Origin of the sequence: Bacteroides sp. OM05-12, assembly GCF_003438995.1 — a bacterium.
In the GTDB taxonomy this organism is placed as follows: domain Bacteria; phylum Bacteroidota; class Bacteroidia; order Bacteroidales; family Bacteroidaceae; genus Bacteroides.
The window spans coordinates 25,561-44,183 of record NZ_QSUN01000024.1; the positions used below are offsets into that span (position 1 = coordinate 25,561).

Genomic DNA, 18,623 nt, shown 5'->3' on the forward strand with positions numbered 1-18,623 from the left:
ATTATTTCTTCTGGATATTACAATAGTCTGGTTAAAAATTAATATTCAATTTTATCTTCTTTATCTCTCCACTCTTCGAATGCTTTTATCGCTTCATTGTGCAAAAGTATTTTAGATGGTAACTTTCGATTTTCCGGCTTTAATTCCAGTTCATCATAAATGAAAGAATCGTCAAATCCGATATTTTTTGCATCGGTTTTGTTATTACCATAATAGATTTTATCTAAATGTGCCCAATAGATAGCTCCTAAACACATAGGACAAGGTTCACATGACGTGTATATTTCGCATCCACTGAGATTGAAACTTCCGAGTTTGCTAGCAGCGGCACGTATGGCACTGACTTCGGCATGAGCGGTCGGGTCACATGAAGCTGTTACACGGTTTACGCCTGTAGCTATAATTTCTCCATCTTTTACAATAACTGCTCCAAAAGGACCTCCGCCATTATGGATATTCTCAATGGAAAGTTCAATTGCTTTCCGCATAAAATCATTTTTAGTTTTCATACGCTTAGGTTATTAAATTTATTATCTATCTTCAAAGATAATTTTTATTTCTTACTAATTTTCTTTATTGCGGTATTCTTTTTTCTTAAAGAAATTGAATCCGGCATAAATCCGAATTGTTCCGAAACTATTACTCATGGAAAAATTATCCGAGCGATAGCCAAATGTGTTCATAACTAATGATGCACCTATGAAATATTTTGAATTGTTATATGTGATTCCGGCACGAGTGATTAAATCAAAATTAATATTTTTCAATGCCGGATAATTTGTTTTTTCAGAATTTACCTTTGAACGTTTATAGGCAATAGCCGGTGCTAGTGAAGCGTTGAAAAGGCAATTTCGGGCAAATACCCAGTTATAGGTATATCCTGCGCTTAGACTATAATCTGAATAAGTCAGTTTGCGAAATTTTAGTCCGTCATCTAACTGTGTTTGGACGTCTATTGGTAATTTTTCATAATCAAAATTGATTTTATGTGTAGAGAAAGAAAAACCTACAATGATAGATCCTGCATTGCGTTTTTGGTTGGTTGATTGGCTATAAGCAGCGGGATATGAGAATCGCTTATGGTTTAGAATCCAATAAGCGTTTAAACCGGCTATGTCTACAGAAAAGCCATTGATATTTTTATCAATCTTTCCAGAATATCCTTCTGGAAAGAAGTCTGACATATTACGTAGTTTAAAGGCATTACCGCTTTTTCGGTAGTAAAGATCACAACCAACAATGGAACTATATAAACTTAAAGCAAACTCGGTACGTTGGTCTGAAACCTTATTTTTACTGAATAAATTTTTCATATCGATAGAATAACCTATGAAAATCCATTTCCATCCAAAATAAGCTCCGAGTTTATAGTTCATGTTCGGGGAAATTCTTAGCGTTTGTGGAACTTCTTTTCCGATAGTCCTAAAACGATAGTTTTCATACCAGTTGCTGTTTTCAAGCATGAAAGCAAAATTGTACTTATTGGGGGATATATATAAAGTATCAATATCATTCAATAAATGTCCTATCTTACGGAAAAATCCTTTAGGCTTCTCATTTTGTGCCTGTAATAAGCATAAAGGGAGAATAAACATAAGTATTGAAAAATATTTCCGCATGATAGTTTGTAAAAACTTTGAATTTGTTTTATAGCTTTCCTAATATTTTATCCATAACCCAGTTTGTGGGAGTAGCACTGATACCGTCACATGTACAGATGGATTTTCCTAATAAATGGTCTACTACTGCTTGTATCAAATTAATTTGTATATGTTCTGGATTAGGGGGAAGAATCTCTTCTCGTCCTCTTATTGTATGTAAAGCAATAGGATCGAAAGTAAAAGTTGAGAAACAAATCATACCTTTGTCACCTATAACTTCGATACGATCTTCCTTAGCTGATTCGTGTGCAACGAAGCACCATGACCCTGAACCTACAAGACCTGAGTCAAACTTGAAACATGCACTAACTGTATCTTCTACCGGATAAAGACCGCCACGATTGCTCTTAAAACCTTCTGCCTCTAGGATTGGACCAAACATATCTTGAAGTATATCCAATTGGTGAGGAGCTAAATCATAGAAATATCCTCCTCCGGCTATATCTGATTGTACACGCCAAGGCAGGTTCTCACGATTATAATCAAGTTCACCGGGAGGTTGCGCAAAACGTATCTGCACGTTGATGATGTTACCTATTTCACCTTGTTCTATTAATTCTTTTACTTTGATAAAATAAGGTAAATAACGTCGGTAATATGCTACAAAGCAAGGTACACCTGTCTCTTCCGAAATACGATTTATGCGTGCGCAATCTTCATAATTACTGGCCATAGGCTTTTCTATGTATACCGGTTTACCTGCTTTCATTGCCATGATGGCAAAAGTAGCATGGGATGATGGCGGAGTAGCTATGTATACGGCATTTACATCCGGATCATTGATAAGTTCCTGAGCGTCTGTGTACCATTTGGGAATATTGTGGCGTTGAGCATAATCTTTTACTTTCTTCTCATCTCTGCTCATAACGGCTGTAACCATCGAACCCTCGACTTTACTGAAAGCCGGACCACTCTTTTTTTCAGTCACATTACCGCAACCTATGAAACCCCATTTAATCATATTTCTTAGTTCTCTTTATTAATCTTATAACAAAATAACAGTCTATTGGGTTGCAAATATATTAAAATTCGCTACTTTTGTCATCACTCTGATGTGATTATTTTGACATCATAATGAATAGTAAGGGTAAATAACAATTAAAAATAGAATAAAATGGCTGATCAAATCTATAATCTTGAATTGTTTAAGTCGCGTTCTTTATTAGGTAGATTATTTGCTGCTTTTAGGTTCGTTAATAATAATCTTAGAGTTTTTCTGAAGTTAGGGACATATCTATTATTACCTATGGTAGTTATACTAGCATTATACAATGTCCTTTTTATTACCGGATTACAGGATAAAACTTCTGCTGGATACTGGATTGTTACTATAATATCTTTTTTGATATTAATAGCTGGTACTTGCTGTTTTAATTCATTGATATATACGTTGTTTTATAAATATGCGCGGTCTGGTTCACTTCCTGAATATCGATTGAAAGATTTAAAACAAGCACTTATTGTTAATGCGAAAAAGATTTTTTTGTATGGTCTTGTGATTTTTGTTATAGGGACTTTATGTGGAATCTTGATCCTTTTGTTACTTTCTTTGAGCCCTTATACCTTGATTTTAATCATTCCGTTGGCTCTGTTTGTTCTACTTCCATTCAGCTATACTCCATTTGTTTATATTTTGGAGGAGACATCTCTAATAAATGCAATCATTAAGTCTTTTAAATTAGGAATTCCGACATGGGGAGCTATTTTTGCAATCAGGTTTATATCTTCATTTATTGTATTTATTATTCAACTGATAGTTTGCTTACCTTGGCTTATGGGACTTATGGTGAATAGTTATGCAACTATAGCTGTAATGAGTGGAGAAACTGTTGTTTTACCTGGATTTTTTCCATTTTTGATGTTTTTCTTAGTAACAATTGCTTTATTGATTTCTTACTTAACAAATGTTCTGATAATTTCAGCTATGGCGTTTCAGTATGGTAGTGCAGAGACTAAACGCAAGGAGTTATTAATGGAGGATAATCAATCTTTATAGTATTTTTTATAAAGTTTTTTATACTCTTTTGTTGCTGTATAATTCTTTAACCAGTTATTGAGTGTATCTAATAGGGCGGGAGATTGTTTGCTTATTCCCCATGCATAGAATTGTGTAAAACTTATATCCGTGTTTATGTCTAATTGTGGTAAAGAATCGATGCAGGCTTTTGCTATACTTTCATCACACACAGCATAGTCTATGTCTCCGTGAGCTACCATTGCTAGGAGTTGTTCTGAACCATATTTATCTATTTCATTCACATAAATCGTATCTCCGATTTCATTACTCAAGTTGCGTATCCTAAGTATAGAAGGAGAACCTTTTATCACATTTAAGGTTTTATGTGCCAATTCTAATTGGTTGGATATATAGGTCGAATCTTTGTTATCACCTTTACGTTGAACTAGGATTTGCTTATTTAAGATGATAGGTCTTGTCAGTGCTATTGTATCTTTTAGTTCACTTGTAACTAGTATGTTGTATGCGATTATGTCATAGACTCCATGATTAAGACCTTCCAAGCGTTTCTCAAAACTCATTTCCGGAGTTATTTTCATTTTGAGTCCTTTATCATGTGCAAAAGCTTTTATTAATTCATATTGAAATCCGGATATGGTATCTCCATCTACAAAATAGCTAAGTGAATTATATTCAGTAACGACTTTCAAGATTCCGGATCTTTCTATTTCTTCATAATCACGTGGGTGAGTCTGATTTTTAGATTCATTACGGGATAAAATAGTTGCTATCAGAGTTGCTATAATTCCCATGATAAGATAACCTAAATAGCGTTTTTGACGAGAATACATGACTTCATTTTTTGTGTGTTAATCAAAGAAATTCCACGATATTCCAAATTTGAACATACGTGGATTAACTGGATAATGAGGAGCTAGGAAATAGTTCGAATTACCCATGCCCTTATTTACATGATACATCATAACATAGATGCGGGTACGTTTCAAATGGATATTTGCATACACATTAATGAGCGGGTATGCACCGATTTCAATCAAGTTCTGCTGATTTTGTTGATAATATTGCCCGATAACAGGGGAATAATTGGGAGCATGGTATTTTGTGAAATAACGAACATCTGCTCCTATCTCAACACTTAGAACTTTTTTTGCTAGTTTGGCACTGAGGTATAGGTTATGATATAGATTAAGATCTGGCAGGGGAAGTATGGTGTTGTCGCTGGATTTTTGATAGGTGACTTCATTGTCTAAATGTAAAATTCCTATTTTAAAATCTTGTTTTAATGTCGCTGAAAAGACTTGAATATTATTTGATGCCTGTCTTACTTGTACATTGTTCTTATAGAATGTATTTCCACTATTATCAGAAAATGCTTCATCGGTATTTCCAAAATAGGTGTAGTTCTTCACATTTTCTATACCTGCCATTAGTTTAGTTCGCCAACGATCAATAGATAATTGTCCTTCAATGCGTGTGCGGTATTCTTTTGATAAATTGTGATTATCCCACCAATAAAAATTAGATTGGAAATGGCGATAATAAAAAGCAGGATTTTGGCTTTTTATATAGGCATGAGCATCAAATCGTACGGTGTCTCTAAATAAACGGAATTTGAGATCTAGCTTACCGTCGATATTGAATTGTCCCAGATCTTCTCCAAGGATGGCGATGTCTCCGGTAATATTATAATGTAAGAATGTTCCTTGTCTTTTGGCAAACTCTCCACCTACAGAAACAATATTCTCTTTGTATTTCTCATTAAAAATAGTACGATTTCCCGGTATGGTGTCCGGTAATGTAAAACTTCTAAATTCATGTGTAATAAAGCCTGTTAAGCCAGCTTTAGCCCACGAACTGAACCCTTCGCGAATAGAAATTGCTAATGTGTTTTTTATTGATAATGTTTTTGTTATGTCTTTTACCGAGTCCTGTTGAAAATAGTTATGTACGTATATATCAGCAGATTTGTCATAACTAATAAATTTACGTTCATTCTTGTCAACACGTAATGTATGGATGAAACTTGTTACAGGAATAAATTCTTTTTCATCTTTCTTCTTGGCTTCCATGTCTTTGTCACGCTCGAAGCCTAAGTTATAGTGATGTGTTAAGAAGAAATAGAATCCCTTATTCTCGTTCCATGTATTTGATAAATTCGTCAAAATATCAGATGGTTGAGGAGTTTTCTTCGAATTAGCCTCCATGTCAAGAGGATTGGTTATATATCTGTCATCTGTGATTCCCCCGTTTTCTGCCATTTTTAATCTGTTGAAACTGAATATTGCGTGTAAATCATAATGATCGCTGACATAGCTTCCAAAGAAAGAACTATTGAAAAATGCAGTAGATTGACTGGCATATAATCCTCGTCCATAGAGGTAATCGAATGAGAAACCTATTCCTAACTTTTTATTAACATTAACAGAAAAATAGGCTTTGAATCTGTCTTCTCCGTCCCGCTTACTTCCTGCTTTATGATAAGTGAGATTGGTAAAAGGAGATTTAGTGTTGGTAAACATTATTTTTTCAGGAGGAATAATAAAGGCAGAATATGGATCGGTAAACATAAACTGTGTATGCGATGGCCTATTAAAGAATATTCGTGATTCACGTGGCGATCCCAAGTTACCAAGATAGTTATATTCTCCATTATATCCATCTGTAAGATTACTGTTTTGAAATAAGTGGTATATCGTGTCTACCGGCGCAGGACTTCTGGTTCCTAGTCTCTCGTCTACGTTCCACATATGGAGTTCAATGGGAATGCTACTGGCATCAATTTCTTCTTGCTCGGTTGAATCTCGTTCCATCGTATCATAGTTCCTATCGGCAATACTGTTATTTCCGTAGTTGGAGTCTCTCTCTCTCAACCGGTTAATATCCTGTGCCGAGACTGATATTTGCCCCAATAGGAGTAAGAAGATATATATGATGAATATTCTTTTCATAATTGGCGCAAATATACAACAAAAAATAATTCACTGGGATTATTTTCATTGTCTCTTAACTGAAAGGTAAAATATTTAAGCGTTTTTGGGAGGGATTTTTTATCTTTGCCTAAAATTAAAAACTTCAATGAAAGCTTTTCCAATAATATTTATTATAATCTTGATCATTCCAATTGCTTGTTTTAGAGAAAATAATGCGGAATCAGTATTAATGAAAGTATCAGAGCAAATGGATATTCATCCGGATAGTGCTTATCATTCATTAAAGAAAATGGATGTAAAGTCTTTGTCGCATGCTGATAATGCTCTTTATTCCTTATTGCTCGTTCAGGCTATGGATAAAAATGATATTCCTTTGGAATCAGATTCTCTTATATTGGTAGCGGTTGATTATTTCAAAAATGTTTCAGATTCTTTTCGGAAAGCTCAAACATATTATTATTGGGGTCGATATTATGAAACACAGGATAGTTTGAAACAAGCTACAATGTTATATCTCCGAGCAAGCAGTGCTGTCGAAAAAACGAAAGATTATCGTTTAGCTACATTGATATATTGGAACTTGGGTAATATTTATTATAATAGAGATTGGTATGAAGAAAGTTTAAAGATGCAACGAAAGGCTTTACAATATTCTAAACTAGATAATAACCATAATATTGAGTTTGTATATAGGGATATAGCTCGCTGCTATTTTATGGAGGAACGAGATGATAGTGCATTTTATTATTATCAGCAAGCATTAAATAGTGTAGATACAATTAAACGTCGTGAACTTTATGTTGGATTATTAAATGAATTAGGCCGTTCATATTATGCAATAGGAAACTCTGCTTTGGCATTAGAATATGTATCTCATGCAATTAATTTAGGCACAGATAACAATTTGTACCATTATTATTTGTTGAAAGCTGATATTTATAATTCTTTGAATAATTACGACTCTACAGCTTTATATCTTAAAAAAGCTTTGACTAGTAATGATTTATATATAAAAGCTGCAAGTTATATAGGTCTTTATAGATTAGAAAAAGAACAGAATAATTGGGACTTTGCTATAAAATATAATGATCAATATTTATTTTATAGGGATTCTATAGAGAAGATAGAACAGCGTGAAGAAGTCATTCGGATACAGCAAAAGTATGAGAATGAGAAACTTCAGAATGAAAATAATAAATTGTTATTGAAGTATAAAGATAAAGTTCTAGTTATAAATAGGTTAGTGTTGTTTGGCGTAATTGCTATATTGGGTATTATTTTATTATATGAAATAAGAAAAAACAGAAAGGAGAATACTTTAATGTTAAAAGAATTAGAGCTAAAGAATAAAGATTTAGTTTTAATGATGCAAGCTCAGGAGTTATCTATTCTTCAGAAAAAAACAGCTATATTGCGGGAGCATCTTTATAAAAAGGCATTAGCTGTGAGAAAAATTCCTTCTTTAGATTCATTGTCTCAAATAGAGGCTAATGCTATAGATAAGAAAATATATTTAAGTGATAGGGATTGGGCGGAGCTAATGCAAATGGCGGATGATGTATTTGATGGTTTTATTTTAAAATTGAAAAAAGAGTATCCAACATTATCTCAAGATGATTTGCAATTATGTTTGTTGATCCGTTTGAAAGTTAGCTTGGATGATTTATGTAATATATATTGTGTAGGTAAAGATGCAATTAAGAAACGGAAACAACGTTTGAAAAAAGAACATTTTCTGAAAATAAACAAAAATATAACTCTTGAAGATTTCATCATGAACTTCTAATATATATGATTAGTGACATTTTGTCCCTACTATAATTACTTGGCATTATTAATTAATAGATTGATAAATAACTATATATAATGCTTTATTGTAGTATAATCTGTCCCTCTATCTCTTAACTATCTTTCTCCTGACATTTTTAATTTTGCATCAGTGTTTGATACTTAATTAAAATAGCATTATGAAAAGTCTAAAATTATTTGTTTTATTAGCTTTGTTTTCTTTTGTGTGTAATGAAGTCATGGCGATTCCTCCTACAACAAGGCAAATAGTGATAAAAGCTCAACAAGATAAAACCCGACCAAAATTTGAAACTCCAGTTGCTAATCTTGATTATGACAAGATAACAATTGAATTTGGTTCGTCTGTGAAAACAGATACCCCGGCTCTTTCTCGCTTTGCAATGAGCAATGATGATGTAATTGTTACTATTAAGAATGCAGAAGGTGAAGTCGTTTATGAAGAGGTCGTTGCTCTATCAGAAGGAACAGTTGTCATCTCTTTGGCTGGTTATGAAGAATCAGAAGGATATGTTCTTGATTTAGTATATCCGGGCAATGAAGAATATTATGGAAATTTTGAGATAGAATAAATTAACTGAGTCGTCAGTTAAAATAAAACTTTCTTCTTTGGGATTCTTTTTATTATAAATATGAATTGTCTTTATTTAATACCCTTTTAACTTAGACCTAACGTCCCGAGAAGAGAGTTTTATTATTTTATTTTGTTAGTTTCTCTCCGCAATATTTGCAGTATACAGCGTCGTAATCATGTCCATAAGCATGACAGTTGGAGCATTCTTTTAGCTGTATTCTCTTTCGATGTGCATTAATCATAGATACAGAAACAATTCCTGTGGGTACGGCTATAATTGTATATCCTAGTAACATAACGCAGGCAGAAAGGAATCTGCCGAATGCTGTTATGGGAGTTATGTCTCCGTAACCTACGGTAGTCAGGGTTACCACTGCCCAATATATACTGTTGGGTATGTTGTTGAATTGACTGTTGGGTAATGAACCTTCTATCATATACATAATAGTGCCGATAGATATAACTAGGATAACCACAAAGAAGAAAAAAACAAAGATTTTCCTACGGCTATCACGTATGGAGTAGAGCAATATTTCCCCTTCGTTTAGAAAATTGAATAGTTTAAAGATACGGAATATCCGAATTAAGCGGAATGCCCTGATAACCATGAAATAGTGCGCTCCGGAGAAAAAAAAGATCAGGTAGGCAGGAAATGTCGCTAGAAAATCGATGATACCGTAGAAACTGAATATGTATTTTTTTGTCTGAGGTGAACTGTAAACTCGGAGTATATATTCTATTGTGAAGAAAAAGGTAAGTACCCATTCCAATGTAAGGAATAGAATCTTATACTTTTCTGCGAATGACTGCACACTTTCCAGCATTACTATTATTACACTGAAAATAATGGCACAGATCAGTCCTACATCAAATGCTTTCCCTGCCGGAGTATCCGATTCGAAGATAATGGTGTATAGCCTATGTTGAAGTTTCTTGTCCGCTAAATTCATGTTAAATGATGGTTTATCTCTATAAACAATTATTGGGACAAAAAGATTTGATAAAAAAGAAAGGCATATCTAAAACTATCAATAGTTTTAGAATATGCCTTCTTATTACGTTATGAATTTTTCTTTTGTATTACTGTAAATGGATGATTTCCATGCCTTTCATGATTGCGGCTTCATTCATCGGGATTAAATGATGGTGACGCTCCGGAAGTGTCTTTTTCAAACCTTTCAGTACGCTTTCGATCTTAACCATCGGGCGTAGTTTTAAAAGTCCGCCAAGAACAATCATGTTGAATGCTTTGGAATTTTTCATCTCATTGGCTGCGTCCATTGCATCAATACGGTATATCTGTATATCCGTACGTGTCGGTGGATTAATGATACCATAACCATCATAGATTAAAATACCTCCGGGTTTTACCTTACTTTCAAATTTTTCCAGAGAAGGTTGGTTTAAGATGATAGCTGTATCATATGTACTGAGGATCGGAGAAGATATTTTCTCATCACTCACAATGACCGTAACATTGGCAGTTCCGCCTCGTTGTTCAGGTCCGTATGCCGGCATCCAGGTTACTTCTTTATCTTCCATCAATCCTGAGTAAGCCAGAATCTTACCCATAGATAGTACTCCCTGTCCGCCGAATCCTGCTATAATTATTTCTTCTTTCATTTGTAATCACATTTGCTAAGTTATTCTTTATCTTTTAAATCACCCAGCGGATAGAATGGGAACATATTCTCTTCCATCCATTTGTTAGATGCTTCAGGAGACATTTTCCATCCGGAGTTACAAGTAGATACGATTTCTACAAGATTAGAGCCTTTTCCGTTCATGGAATTTTCAAATGCCTTGCGGATCGCTTTTTTCGCCTTACGGATTGCAGGAACGTTTTGTACGGATTGGCGGGTTACATAAGCCGTGCCTTCCAATGTTGCAGCAATTTCCGTCATCTTCAAAGGATAGCCGTGCAAGTTTACATCACGTCCGTAAGGGCAAGTTGCCGTCTTCATGCCAACTAGGGTGGTAGGAGCCATTTGTCCTCCGGTCATACCATAGATAGCGTTATTAATAAAGATAATCGTAATGTTTTCGCCACGGTTTAAAGCATGGATTGTTTCAGCAGTTCCGATACAAGCCAAGTCACCGTCACCTTGGTAAGTAAATACCAGTCTGTCAGGCCAAAGGCGTTTCATTGCGGTAGCTACGGCAGGAGCGCGTCCGTGAGCTGCTTCTTGCCAGTCTATATCAAGATAATTGTAGATGAATACGGCACAACCTACCGGTGATACTCCGACAGCTTTGTTTTCCAATCCCATCTCTTCGATTACTTCTGCGATTAATTTGTGTACTACACCATGGCTGCAACCCGGACAGTAATGCATCGGGTTATCATTCATCAGGGTAGGTTTTTTGTAAACCAGGTTTTCGGGGTTTATTATTTCTTCTTTAGTCATAATTTCTTTCCTTTATTATCGGGTGAATCGTATAAAGAACTCCATTAATTTCAAAAAGATAGCAACACCACATACATACATAAAGGGGTGTTTGTCATCCATTGTGAAATACATGATAACTGATGCTAATGCCAGAACCATGAAAAGGATATTCAGTATATTTCTTAACTTATCGGTACTCATTCGTACTTACTTGATTAACTTCTCTTTGATAGCATTCACCACTTCATCCGGATCGGGAACAATACCGCCGAGACGTCCGAAATGTTCTACCTTTACTTTTCCGTTTACAGCCAGACGAATATCTTCAACCATTTGTCCGGCGTTCAATTCTACTGAAAGCATACCTTTTACTTTATTGGCATAATCAGCGATTGCTTTGGATGGGAAAGGCCACAAAGTAATTGGGCGTAATAATCCGACTTTAATGCCTTCTGCTCGTGCCATTTCCATTGCTTTCTGGGCAATACGTGCGCAAGAACCGAATGCAATCATCAAATAATCCGCATCTTCACAGTTGATTTCTTCGAAGCGAACCTCATTCTCTTCGATTTCTTTATATTTAGCTTGCAAATGAATATTACGGACTTCCATAATATCCGGTTTCAATTCCAATGAAGTGATGATATTGGGTTCGCGGGTTTTAGGTTTACCTGTAGTTGCCCACGGGCATTGAGCTATGATTTCAGCTTCTGTGCGACGTGGCTTTTGAGGAGGAAGTACTACTTTTTCCATCATTTGACCGATAACACCGTCTGCAAGTATGATAGCCGGGTTGCGGTATTTAAATGCAAGTTCAAATCCTAGAGCAACGAAATCTGCCATTTCCTGAACTGAGTTAGGAGCTAAGGCAATGAGACGATAGTCACCGTGTCCGCCACCTTTTACTGTCTGGAAATAATCAGCCTGGCTAGGTTGGATTGTTCCAAGGCCGGGACCTCCACGCATTACATTGACAATCAGACAAGGAAGTTCTGCTCCTGCAATGTAGGAGATACCTTCTTGTTTTAAGCTGACACCGGGGCTTGACGAAGAGGTCAGTACCATTTTTCCGGTTCCTGCTCCTCCGTACACCATGTTAATTGCAGCTACTTCACTTTCAGCCTGAAGAACAACCATTCCGGTAGTTTCCCAAGGTTTAAGTTCGGCAAGCGTTTCCAATACCTCCGATTGAGGAGTGATGGGGTATCCAAAATAGCCGTCGGCACCACAGCGGATAGCTGCGTGTGCAATAGCTTCGTTCCCCTTCATTAATACTACTTCTTCTGCCATATCTTTTGGAATTACAAGTTTTCTGATTATAAATTATACGTTTTCTACTTTTACTTTATATACGGAAATACATCCGTCCGGACAAACCGTTGCGCACGAAGCGCAGCCGTTGCAGGTATCTTCAAGTATCTGCCGGGCAAAGTTATACCCTTTGATGTTTACTTCTTTTTTAGTTAATGACAGAACGTTGAGCGGACAAGCCACCACACAAAGGTTACATCCTTTGCACCGCTCGGTGTCTACTACGATTGCTCCTTTAATTTTAGCCATAATGATTAGGTTTATTGATTGTACATATCTTTATTATAAAAATTCAGAATGTCCATAAGTATTTCTTTCGCTTGGAGAGCCGGGCTTTCCGGATTAATTTCGATTGCCGACAAATAATTGTTTAGGGCATTCTTCCAGTCACCTAGTTTGCGGTAAGCATTTCCACGCAGATAATAAGCCTCATCACAAGTTGAAGGATTGTTTGTGATGATAACGTCCAACTCTTTGATGGCTTGGTCTATACAACCTTGACTGATAAGCATTTTGATATTATTTAGCTGTTCCATCTTTGTCTTGACATCTGTTTGTAATTACAAAGATAGTTTTTATTTGGAAAAAAGAAGCATAATGTTAGAAGAAAAAAAAGAAATAGATGTTTTTTTATGATCCGCGATGAGAGTAAACACTATATATTGACTATTTGTTATAACTATCATGAGAAAAATAGTATTTATAATCCTGTTAGCCATCGTGTTTGCTCCGGTAGTGATGGCTAGAAAAAAGGTGGCGGTAGTGCTTAGCGGAGGTGGCGCGAAAGGAACGGCACATATAGGTGCGTTGAAAGTGATGGAAGAAGCCGGGATTCCGATTGATTATATTGTCGGAACAAGTATGGGAGCTATTGTAGGCGGATTATATTCTATCGGTTATACGGCGCACCAACTGGATAGTATGGTCAATAAGCAGGACTGGGCATTTCTTCTTAGTGATAAATTACTACCGGATGAACAGACGTTTATGCAAAAAGAACAGGCGGGGATGTATCAGCTATCATTCCCGTTCAGTATAGGAAAAGGTAAAAAGTTTGTAGGAGGCGGGGTTATCAACGGTCAAAACTTATCCAATCTTTTTACGGAATTGACGGTAGGATATAATGTGCCTTTGGATTTTAATGATTTTCCGATTCCTTTTGCTTGTGTAGCTACGAATGTGGTGAACGGTGAAGCGGTTATATTTCATCAGGGATTATTGGATGAGGCGATGCGGGCAAGCATGGCCATTCCGGCTGTGTTCACTCCGGTACGTATGGATAGTATGGTGCTTGTGGATGGTGGAATGGTTAATAATTTCCCGGTGAATATAGCGTATGAGATGGGGGCCGACGTGGTAATTGGTATTGATGTACAGTCGCCTTTGCTCGATGCTGCCGAACTTACGGGTACAAAAGAAATACTTTTGCAGCTGATCGGCTTGACCGGTCAGAATTTGTATGATGAGAATAAAAAACGAACAACGCTTTATATCCATCCTGATGTAAAGGGATTTTCGACAGCCAGTTTTAGCAAGCAGGCGATAGATACGCTTATTGTAAATGGCGAAAGGGCGACAATGGATAAATGGCCGGAACTAATGAAACTAAAAGAAAGCATTGGGGTGGGGGAAGATTATCGTCCTATGCCTCATGGCCCTTTTACCGCAAAATATCATCCTCGTAGTGAAACTTCAGAGGAACGGAAACATAATTTTTCGGAAACGTTCTTCCGGCATAGTACACTTAACTTCGGACTTGGCTTTGATACGGAAGTGATTGGCTCTTTGTTGATGAATGCGACGATGTATCTGGATGGAAAGGTTAATTCACGTCTTGCGCTGACCGGACTGTTAAGTAAAAATCCGTTGGTCAGGGCTGACTATTCGGTGTTACTAAAGAAAGAACAGAGTGTGAATGCCGGTTTTGAGTTTCGATACAATGATATTGATATTTATAATAAAGGTCATAGAAAATATAATGCTACTTATCGTTATTACAGAGGTGCTCTTAGTTATTCTAATGTATTCAACAGGCGATTGAAACTGGAGGCGGGGCTGCGGTATGAGTTTTTCGACTATGATTCTTTCTTATATAATAAGGAGAGCGAGGGAACTTTGAAAGTTTCTCCCGAAGGATTCTTCAGCTATTTTGCGAATCTTGATATTGAAGGTTTCGATCAATGGTATTTTCCGGAAAAAGGTTTCCGGTTCAATGCCGGTTGTTCCGTTTATACGGATAATCTGGTAAATTATAAGAATCATATACCTATTGCCGCATTTAATTTATCCGTGGAAACGGTTGCGAGAATAACGGATCGTTTTGCCGTCCTTCCGACTCTTTACGGACGTGTGCTGACGGGCAAAGACATACCTTTCTCTTACTTAAATGCTTTGGGAGGTACTACTTTTGGACGGTATGTGCCGCAACAAATGCCTTTTGCCGGATTGGGGCATCTCGAAGTGCAGGAGAACTCAACAATCGTGGCCCGTGTGAAACTCCGTCAACGCATCGGGAGTAAAAACTATGTTTCCGTCACAGGTAATTACGGACTGACGGAAAACAGCCTTTTGCATCTGACAGAGGGTAAAAATCTCTGGGGTGTGGCTGCCGGATATGCTTATAACAGTTTGTTCGGTCCTTTGGAAGCTCAATTTGGTTTTACGGGGATTACCCATCGATTGAAGTTTTATGCATCCATAGGATATGTGTTCTGATATACAACCGTTTAGTTGTTGTCTGAAACTCGAAAAAAAGAGATACGGTCGATTGTTTGCAAACGATAGGAGTTTGTGATCGACGGACCGTATGTTTGTTTGCAACAGACCGTACCTTTGTAAAATCACCTAAGGGAGCGTTGCTTTTCGCTCAAGGGAGTGATGTCTAACGCCTAAGGGAGCGTTGGCTTATAGCTACTGGGGTGTAAGCCAACGCTCCCTTGAGCGATTTTAGCTTGCTTATTTTGCCTGTTTAGCTGTTATTTAATTTACTTTGACTTGCCTTCACCTTATCACTATTCGCTCTTTTGTACTTGATTACTATTTAGTTACAGTGAAGGCACTTTTTCTTAGTTGAGAATAGAGAAAGCCGATGGTTCGCGGATAACACCGATTAAGCGGATGAAGACGGATTTTAAGATTATTATTTCGTTATAATCAGCCTAATCAGCGTTATCCGTGAACCAAGTTCTTTAAATTTCTTGTAGAAAAAGTTTACACAACTCTTAACTCTCAACTCAAAAAAGTGCCTTCACTTTTATTGCTTGTATCGCAATAACTTACATTAAAAAGTGAAGACGTGAACCTATGGTTATTAAATTAAAATAAGAGTGCTTTTATGGATAGGAGGGCTCTTTTATAGAAAAATCCCCTTATTCTTTCCTTGCAATTCAGAGTGCGAGGATGGAATAAGGGGATTTAAACTCTATATTATTTTATTTGCTTATGGGAATCTTGTTGATTCTCCGGATATGACGTCCGCCTTCAAATTCGGTAGAGAAGAATTGTTCCATTATTTGAACTGCTTCCTCGTTGGTGATGAAACGTCCCGGCATAACCAGAATGTTTGCATCATTATGAAGTCGTGCCAAATGAGCAATTTCCGGTATCCAGCAGAGAGCTGCACGGATTCCCTGATGCTTGTTGAGTGTCATGTTTATTCCGTTGCCGCTGCCACAAATGGCGATGCCCGGATAACATTCTCCCGCTTCAACGGCAAGTGCCAATGGGTGAGCGAAATCCGGATAATCCACACTTTCGCATGAATTAGTTCCGAAATCCTTGTAAGGCCATCCTTTGGCATCCAGCCATGTTCTTACAAATTCTTTTAGTTCAAAGCCTGCATGGTCACAAGCTAACCCTATTGTTTTCATTATAACATTGCTTTTACTTGGTTATATACGTTTTCTGCTGTGAAACCAAGTTTCTCGTCGAGCACTTTGTAAGGAGCGGAGAAACCGAATGATTCCAGACCGAATACTTTACCGTTGGCACCTACAAGTCCTTCCAAGTTTACAGGAAGCCCTGCTGTCAGACCAAATACTTTGGCACCTGCCGGTATTACGGATTCTTGATATTCTTTGCTTTGGCTGCGGAATAATCCTTCGGACGGAACAGATACGATACGTACTTTGACACCGTCTTTACGAAGTAATTCTGCACCTGCTATCAATGTTGCTACTTCCGAACCGGAAGCTACCAGGATAATATCAGGATTTGCATCCGAACCGGCTACGATGTATGCACCTTTGTCTACGCCTTTATAGTCATTACCTGCCGGAAGGTTCTTAATGTTCTGACGGGAGAGGATAAGTGCGGTCGGGGTGGATACGTTGTCCATCGCGAGCTTCCATGCTTCTGTCGTTTCTTCTGCATCGGCAGGACGGAGAACAAGCATAGAGTTATGTCCCTTGTGATTCTTTAGTTTCTCCATCAGTCGGATTTGTGCTTCCTGTTCTACCGGTTCATGGGTAGGACCATCTTCACCGACACGGAATGCGTCATGGCTCCAGATAAATTTAACCGGTTGTTCCATCAGGCAAGCCATGCGGACAGCAGGTTTCATATAGTCGGAGAATACGAAGAATGTGGCACATGCAGGGATAACGCCACCGTGAAGTGACATACCGATGCAGATACATGCCATAGATAATTCGGAAACACCTGCTTGAAGGAATGCTCCGGTGAAATCACCTTTCGTGAAAGCATGAGTTTTCTTCAAGAAACCGTCTGTCTTGTCTGAGTTCGACAAGTCGGCTGAAGATACAATCATATTTTCAACCTGCACAGCTAATGCGCCGAGTACAGTTGCCGATGCGGCACGGGTTGCACTATCCGGTTTTTGTTGGATAGCTGCCCAGTCTACTTTCGGAGCTTTGCCTGAGAAGAATGTATCGAGCTTGGCAGCAAGTTCTGGGTTTGCTTTTGCCCATTGAGCCTGAGCCTCTTTCTTGCCGGCTACTATTTTCTTCAACTCTTCCGCACGCTTGGCATAGAGTTCTTTTACTTCGCTGAATATTTGGAACGGATTGGTAGGATCGCCACCTAAATGCTTGATGGTTGCATCATAAGAAGCACCGCTTGCGCTCAACGGCTGACCGTGAGTGGAGCATTTACGTTCAAAGTTATCTCCGGCTTCCGTAACCGCGCCTTTACCCATGATTGTTTTACCAATAATAAGTGTCGGACGTTCTTTCTCTGCTTTAGCTTCAACCAAAGCCTTACGGATCTGGTCGGGATCATTACCGTTGATGGTAATGACTTTCCAATGCCATGCTTCATATTTCTTGGCAACATCTTCACTTGTTACGGCATTGGTATCCGTAGAAAGCTGAATGTCGTTAGAGTCGTAGAACATTATCAGGTTGTCCAAGCCCAAGTGTCCGGCAAGACGTCCTGTTCCCTGAGATATTTCCTCTTGTATGCCTCCGTCGGAAATGAAAGCGTAAATGGTTTGTCCCATTACTTCACCGAAACGTGCTTTAAGGAATTTAGCTGCGATAGCTGCGCCTACTGCATAGGCATGTCCTTGTCCCAACGGACCGGAAGTGTTTTCGATGCCTCTCATGACGTCTACTTCCGGATGTCCCGGAGTAGGGCTTCCCCATTGGCGGAATTCTTTGAGTTCGTCGAGTGTGAATTTACCTGTAAGTGCCAATGTTGAGTACAACATGGGCGACATGTGCCCCGGATCGAGGAAGAAGCGGTCGCGACCTATCCATTTAGGGTTTTCCGGGTCGTATTCCAAGAACTCGGAATAAAGTACATTGATAAAGTCGGCACCACCCATAGCACCGCCCGGATGCCCGGAATTGGCTTTCTCTACCATCGAAGCTGCCAGGATACGTATGTTGTCGGCAGCACGGTTCATAAGTTTACTATCATTCATGTCAGGATATCGTTTATGTTTCTTGCAAAGATAATGGATTACCCCCAATTATCCACCAAGCTAATGTGTATTTTTATTCTATCTGTAAC

The 18,623-nt window shown here is 37.7% G+C and carries 17 protein-coding genes; 4 read left to right on the top strand and 13 right to left on the bottom strand.

Going from position 1 to position 18,623, the window contains the following annotated elements:
* Positions 1-38: 38 nt before the first annotated feature.
* The 3 genes from DXB63_RS14720 to DXB63_RS14730 are packed head-to-tail and all read right to left on the bottom strand — an operon-like array spanning position 39 to position 2,622.
* Entirely contained in the window at positions 39-509 is a 471-nt protein-coding gene (locus tag DXB63_RS14720; protein WP_122127167.1) for a nucleoside deaminase, read from the bottom strand.
* 54 nt (positions 510-563) lie between these two features.
* The gene (locus DXB63_RS14725) at positions 564-1,619 is read right to left on the bottom strand and encodes a DUF4421 domain-containing protein (protein ID WP_122127168.1); all 1,056 of its coding nucleotides are present in this window, start codon (positions 1,617-1,619) and stop codon (positions 564-566) included.
* Between the two features lie 28 nt (positions 1,620-1,647).
* Positions 1,648-2,622 (bottom strand): Gfo/Idh/MocA family protein, encoded by a 975-nt coding sequence (locus tag DXB63_RS14730; RefSeq protein WP_122127169.1) that lies wholly within the window; start codon positions 2,620-2,622, stop codon positions 1,648-1,650.
* Positions 2,623-2,775: 153 nt separating this feature from the next.
* On the opposite strand from DXB63_RS14730, the gene DXB63_RS14735 reads away from it, so the two are divergent.
* A complete protein-coding gene (locus DXB63_RS14735; RefSeq protein ID WP_122127170.1) occupies positions 2,776-3,657 on the top strand; it encodes a hypothetical protein in 882 nt (293 codons plus the stop codon).
* Here the strand turns inward: DXB63_RS14735 and DXB63_RS14740 are convergent.
* The gene (locus tag DXB63_RS14740; protein WP_122127171.1) at positions 3,645-4,469 is read right to left on the bottom strand and encodes a transporter substrate-binding domain-containing protein; all 825 of its coding nucleotides are present in this window, start codon (positions 4,467-4,469) and stop codon (positions 3,645-3,647) included. The genes DXB63_RS14735 and DXB63_RS14740 overlap by 13 nt on opposite strands.
* 18 nt (positions 4,470-4,487) lie before the next feature.
* On the bottom strand, positions 4,488-6,587 hold the full coding sequence (locus DXB63_RS14745) for a putative porin (protein WP_122127172.1): 2,100 nt from the start codon (positions 6,585-6,587) through the stop codon (positions 4,488-4,490).
* A 127-nt stretch (positions 6,588-6,714) separates the two neighbouring features.
* On the opposite strand from DXB63_RS14745, the gene DXB63_RS14750 reads away from it, so the two are divergent.
* Together DXB63_RS14750 and DXB63_RS14755 are read left to right on the top strand one after the other, a co-directional pair.
* Complete coding sequence (locus DXB63_RS14750; protein WP_122127173.1) at positions 6,715-8,355, top strand: lipopolysaccharide assembly protein LapB; 1,641 nt, start codon at positions 6,715-6,717, stop codon at positions 8,353-8,355.
* 181 nt (positions 8,356-8,536) lie between these two features.
* Positions 8,537-8,947: a DUF3244 domain-containing protein gene (locus tag DXB63_RS14755; RefSeq protein ID WP_122127174.1), complete on the top strand. Its 411-nt coding sequence runs from the start codon at positions 8,537-8,539 to the stop codon at positions 8,945-8,947.
* Positions 8,948-9,074: 127 nt separating this feature from the next.
* Here DXB63_RS14755 and DXB63_RS14760 read toward each other — a convergent pair whose 3' ends face one another.
* The 6 genes from DXB63_RS14760 to DXB63_RS14785 all read right to left on the bottom strand — a co-directional run bounded on the left by DXB63_RS14760 (position 9,075) and on the right by DXB63_RS14785 (position 13,186).
* Positions 9,075-9,899, bottom strand: a complete 825-nt coding sequence (locus DXB63_RS14760) for an ion transporter (protein WP_122127175.1) — start codon at positions 9,897-9,899, stop codon at positions 9,075-9,077.
* A 130-nt stretch (positions 9,900-10,029) separates the two neighbouring features.
* Entirely contained in the window at positions 10,030-10,572 is a 543-nt protein-coding gene (locus DXB63_RS14765; protein ID WP_122127176.1) for a 2-oxoacid:acceptor oxidoreductase family protein, read from the bottom strand.
* A gap of 20 nt (positions 10,573-10,592) precedes the next feature.
* Complete coding sequence (locus tag DXB63_RS14770; protein ID WP_122127177.1) at positions 10,593-11,357, bottom strand: thiamine pyrophosphate-dependent enzyme; 765 nt, start codon at positions 11,355-11,357, stop codon at positions 10,593-10,595.
* 189 nt (positions 11,358-11,546) lie between these two features.
* The gene (locus tag DXB63_RS14775) at positions 11,547-12,629 is read right to left on the bottom strand and encodes a 3-methyl-2-oxobutanoate dehydrogenase subunit VorB (protein WP_122127178.1); all 1,083 of its coding nucleotides are present in this window, start codon (positions 12,627-12,629) and stop codon (positions 11,547-11,549) included.
* 33 nt (positions 12,630-12,662) lie between these two features.
* Positions 12,663-12,899 (bottom strand): 4Fe-4S binding protein, encoded by a 237-nt coding sequence (locus DXB63_RS14780; protein ID WP_122127179.1) that lies wholly within the window; start codon positions 12,897-12,899, stop codon positions 12,663-12,665.
* 11 nt (positions 12,900-12,910) lie between these two features.
* Positions 12,911-13,186 carry a tetratricopeptide repeat protein gene (locus tag DXB63_RS14785; RefSeq protein WP_122127180.1) on the bottom strand — a complete coding sequence of 92 codons (276 nt, stop codon included), beginning with the start codon at positions 13,184-13,186 and terminating at the stop codon, positions 12,911-12,913.
* A gap of 148 nt (positions 13,187-13,334) precedes the next feature.
* Here DXB63_RS14785 and DXB63_RS14790 point away from each other — a divergent pair, with 148 nt between their 5' ends.
* The gene (locus tag DXB63_RS14790) at positions 13,335-15,365 is read left to right on the top strand and encodes a patatin-like phospholipase family protein (RefSeq protein WP_233522872.1); all 2,031 of its coding nucleotides are present in this window, start codon (positions 13,335-13,337) and stop codon (positions 15,363-15,365) included.
* A 716-nt stretch (positions 15,366-16,081) separates the two neighbouring features.
* On the opposite strand, the gene rpiB is transcribed toward DXB63_RS14790, so the two are convergent.
* Positions 16,082-16,519 carry a ribose 5-phosphate isomerase B gene (gene rpiB, locus DXB63_RS14795; RefSeq protein ID WP_122127182.1) on the bottom strand — a complete coding sequence of 146 codons (438 nt, stop codon included), beginning with the start codon at positions 16,517-16,519 and terminating at the stop codon, positions 16,082-16,084.
* Positions 16,519-18,534 (bottom strand): transketolase, encoded by a 2,016-nt coding sequence (locus DXB63_RS14800; protein WP_122127183.1) that lies wholly within the window; start codon positions 18,532-18,534, stop codon positions 16,519-16,521. The genes rpiB and DXB63_RS14800 overlap by 1 nt, the downstream gene beginning before the upstream one ends.
* Positions 18,535-18,623: the final 89 nt, after the last annotated feature.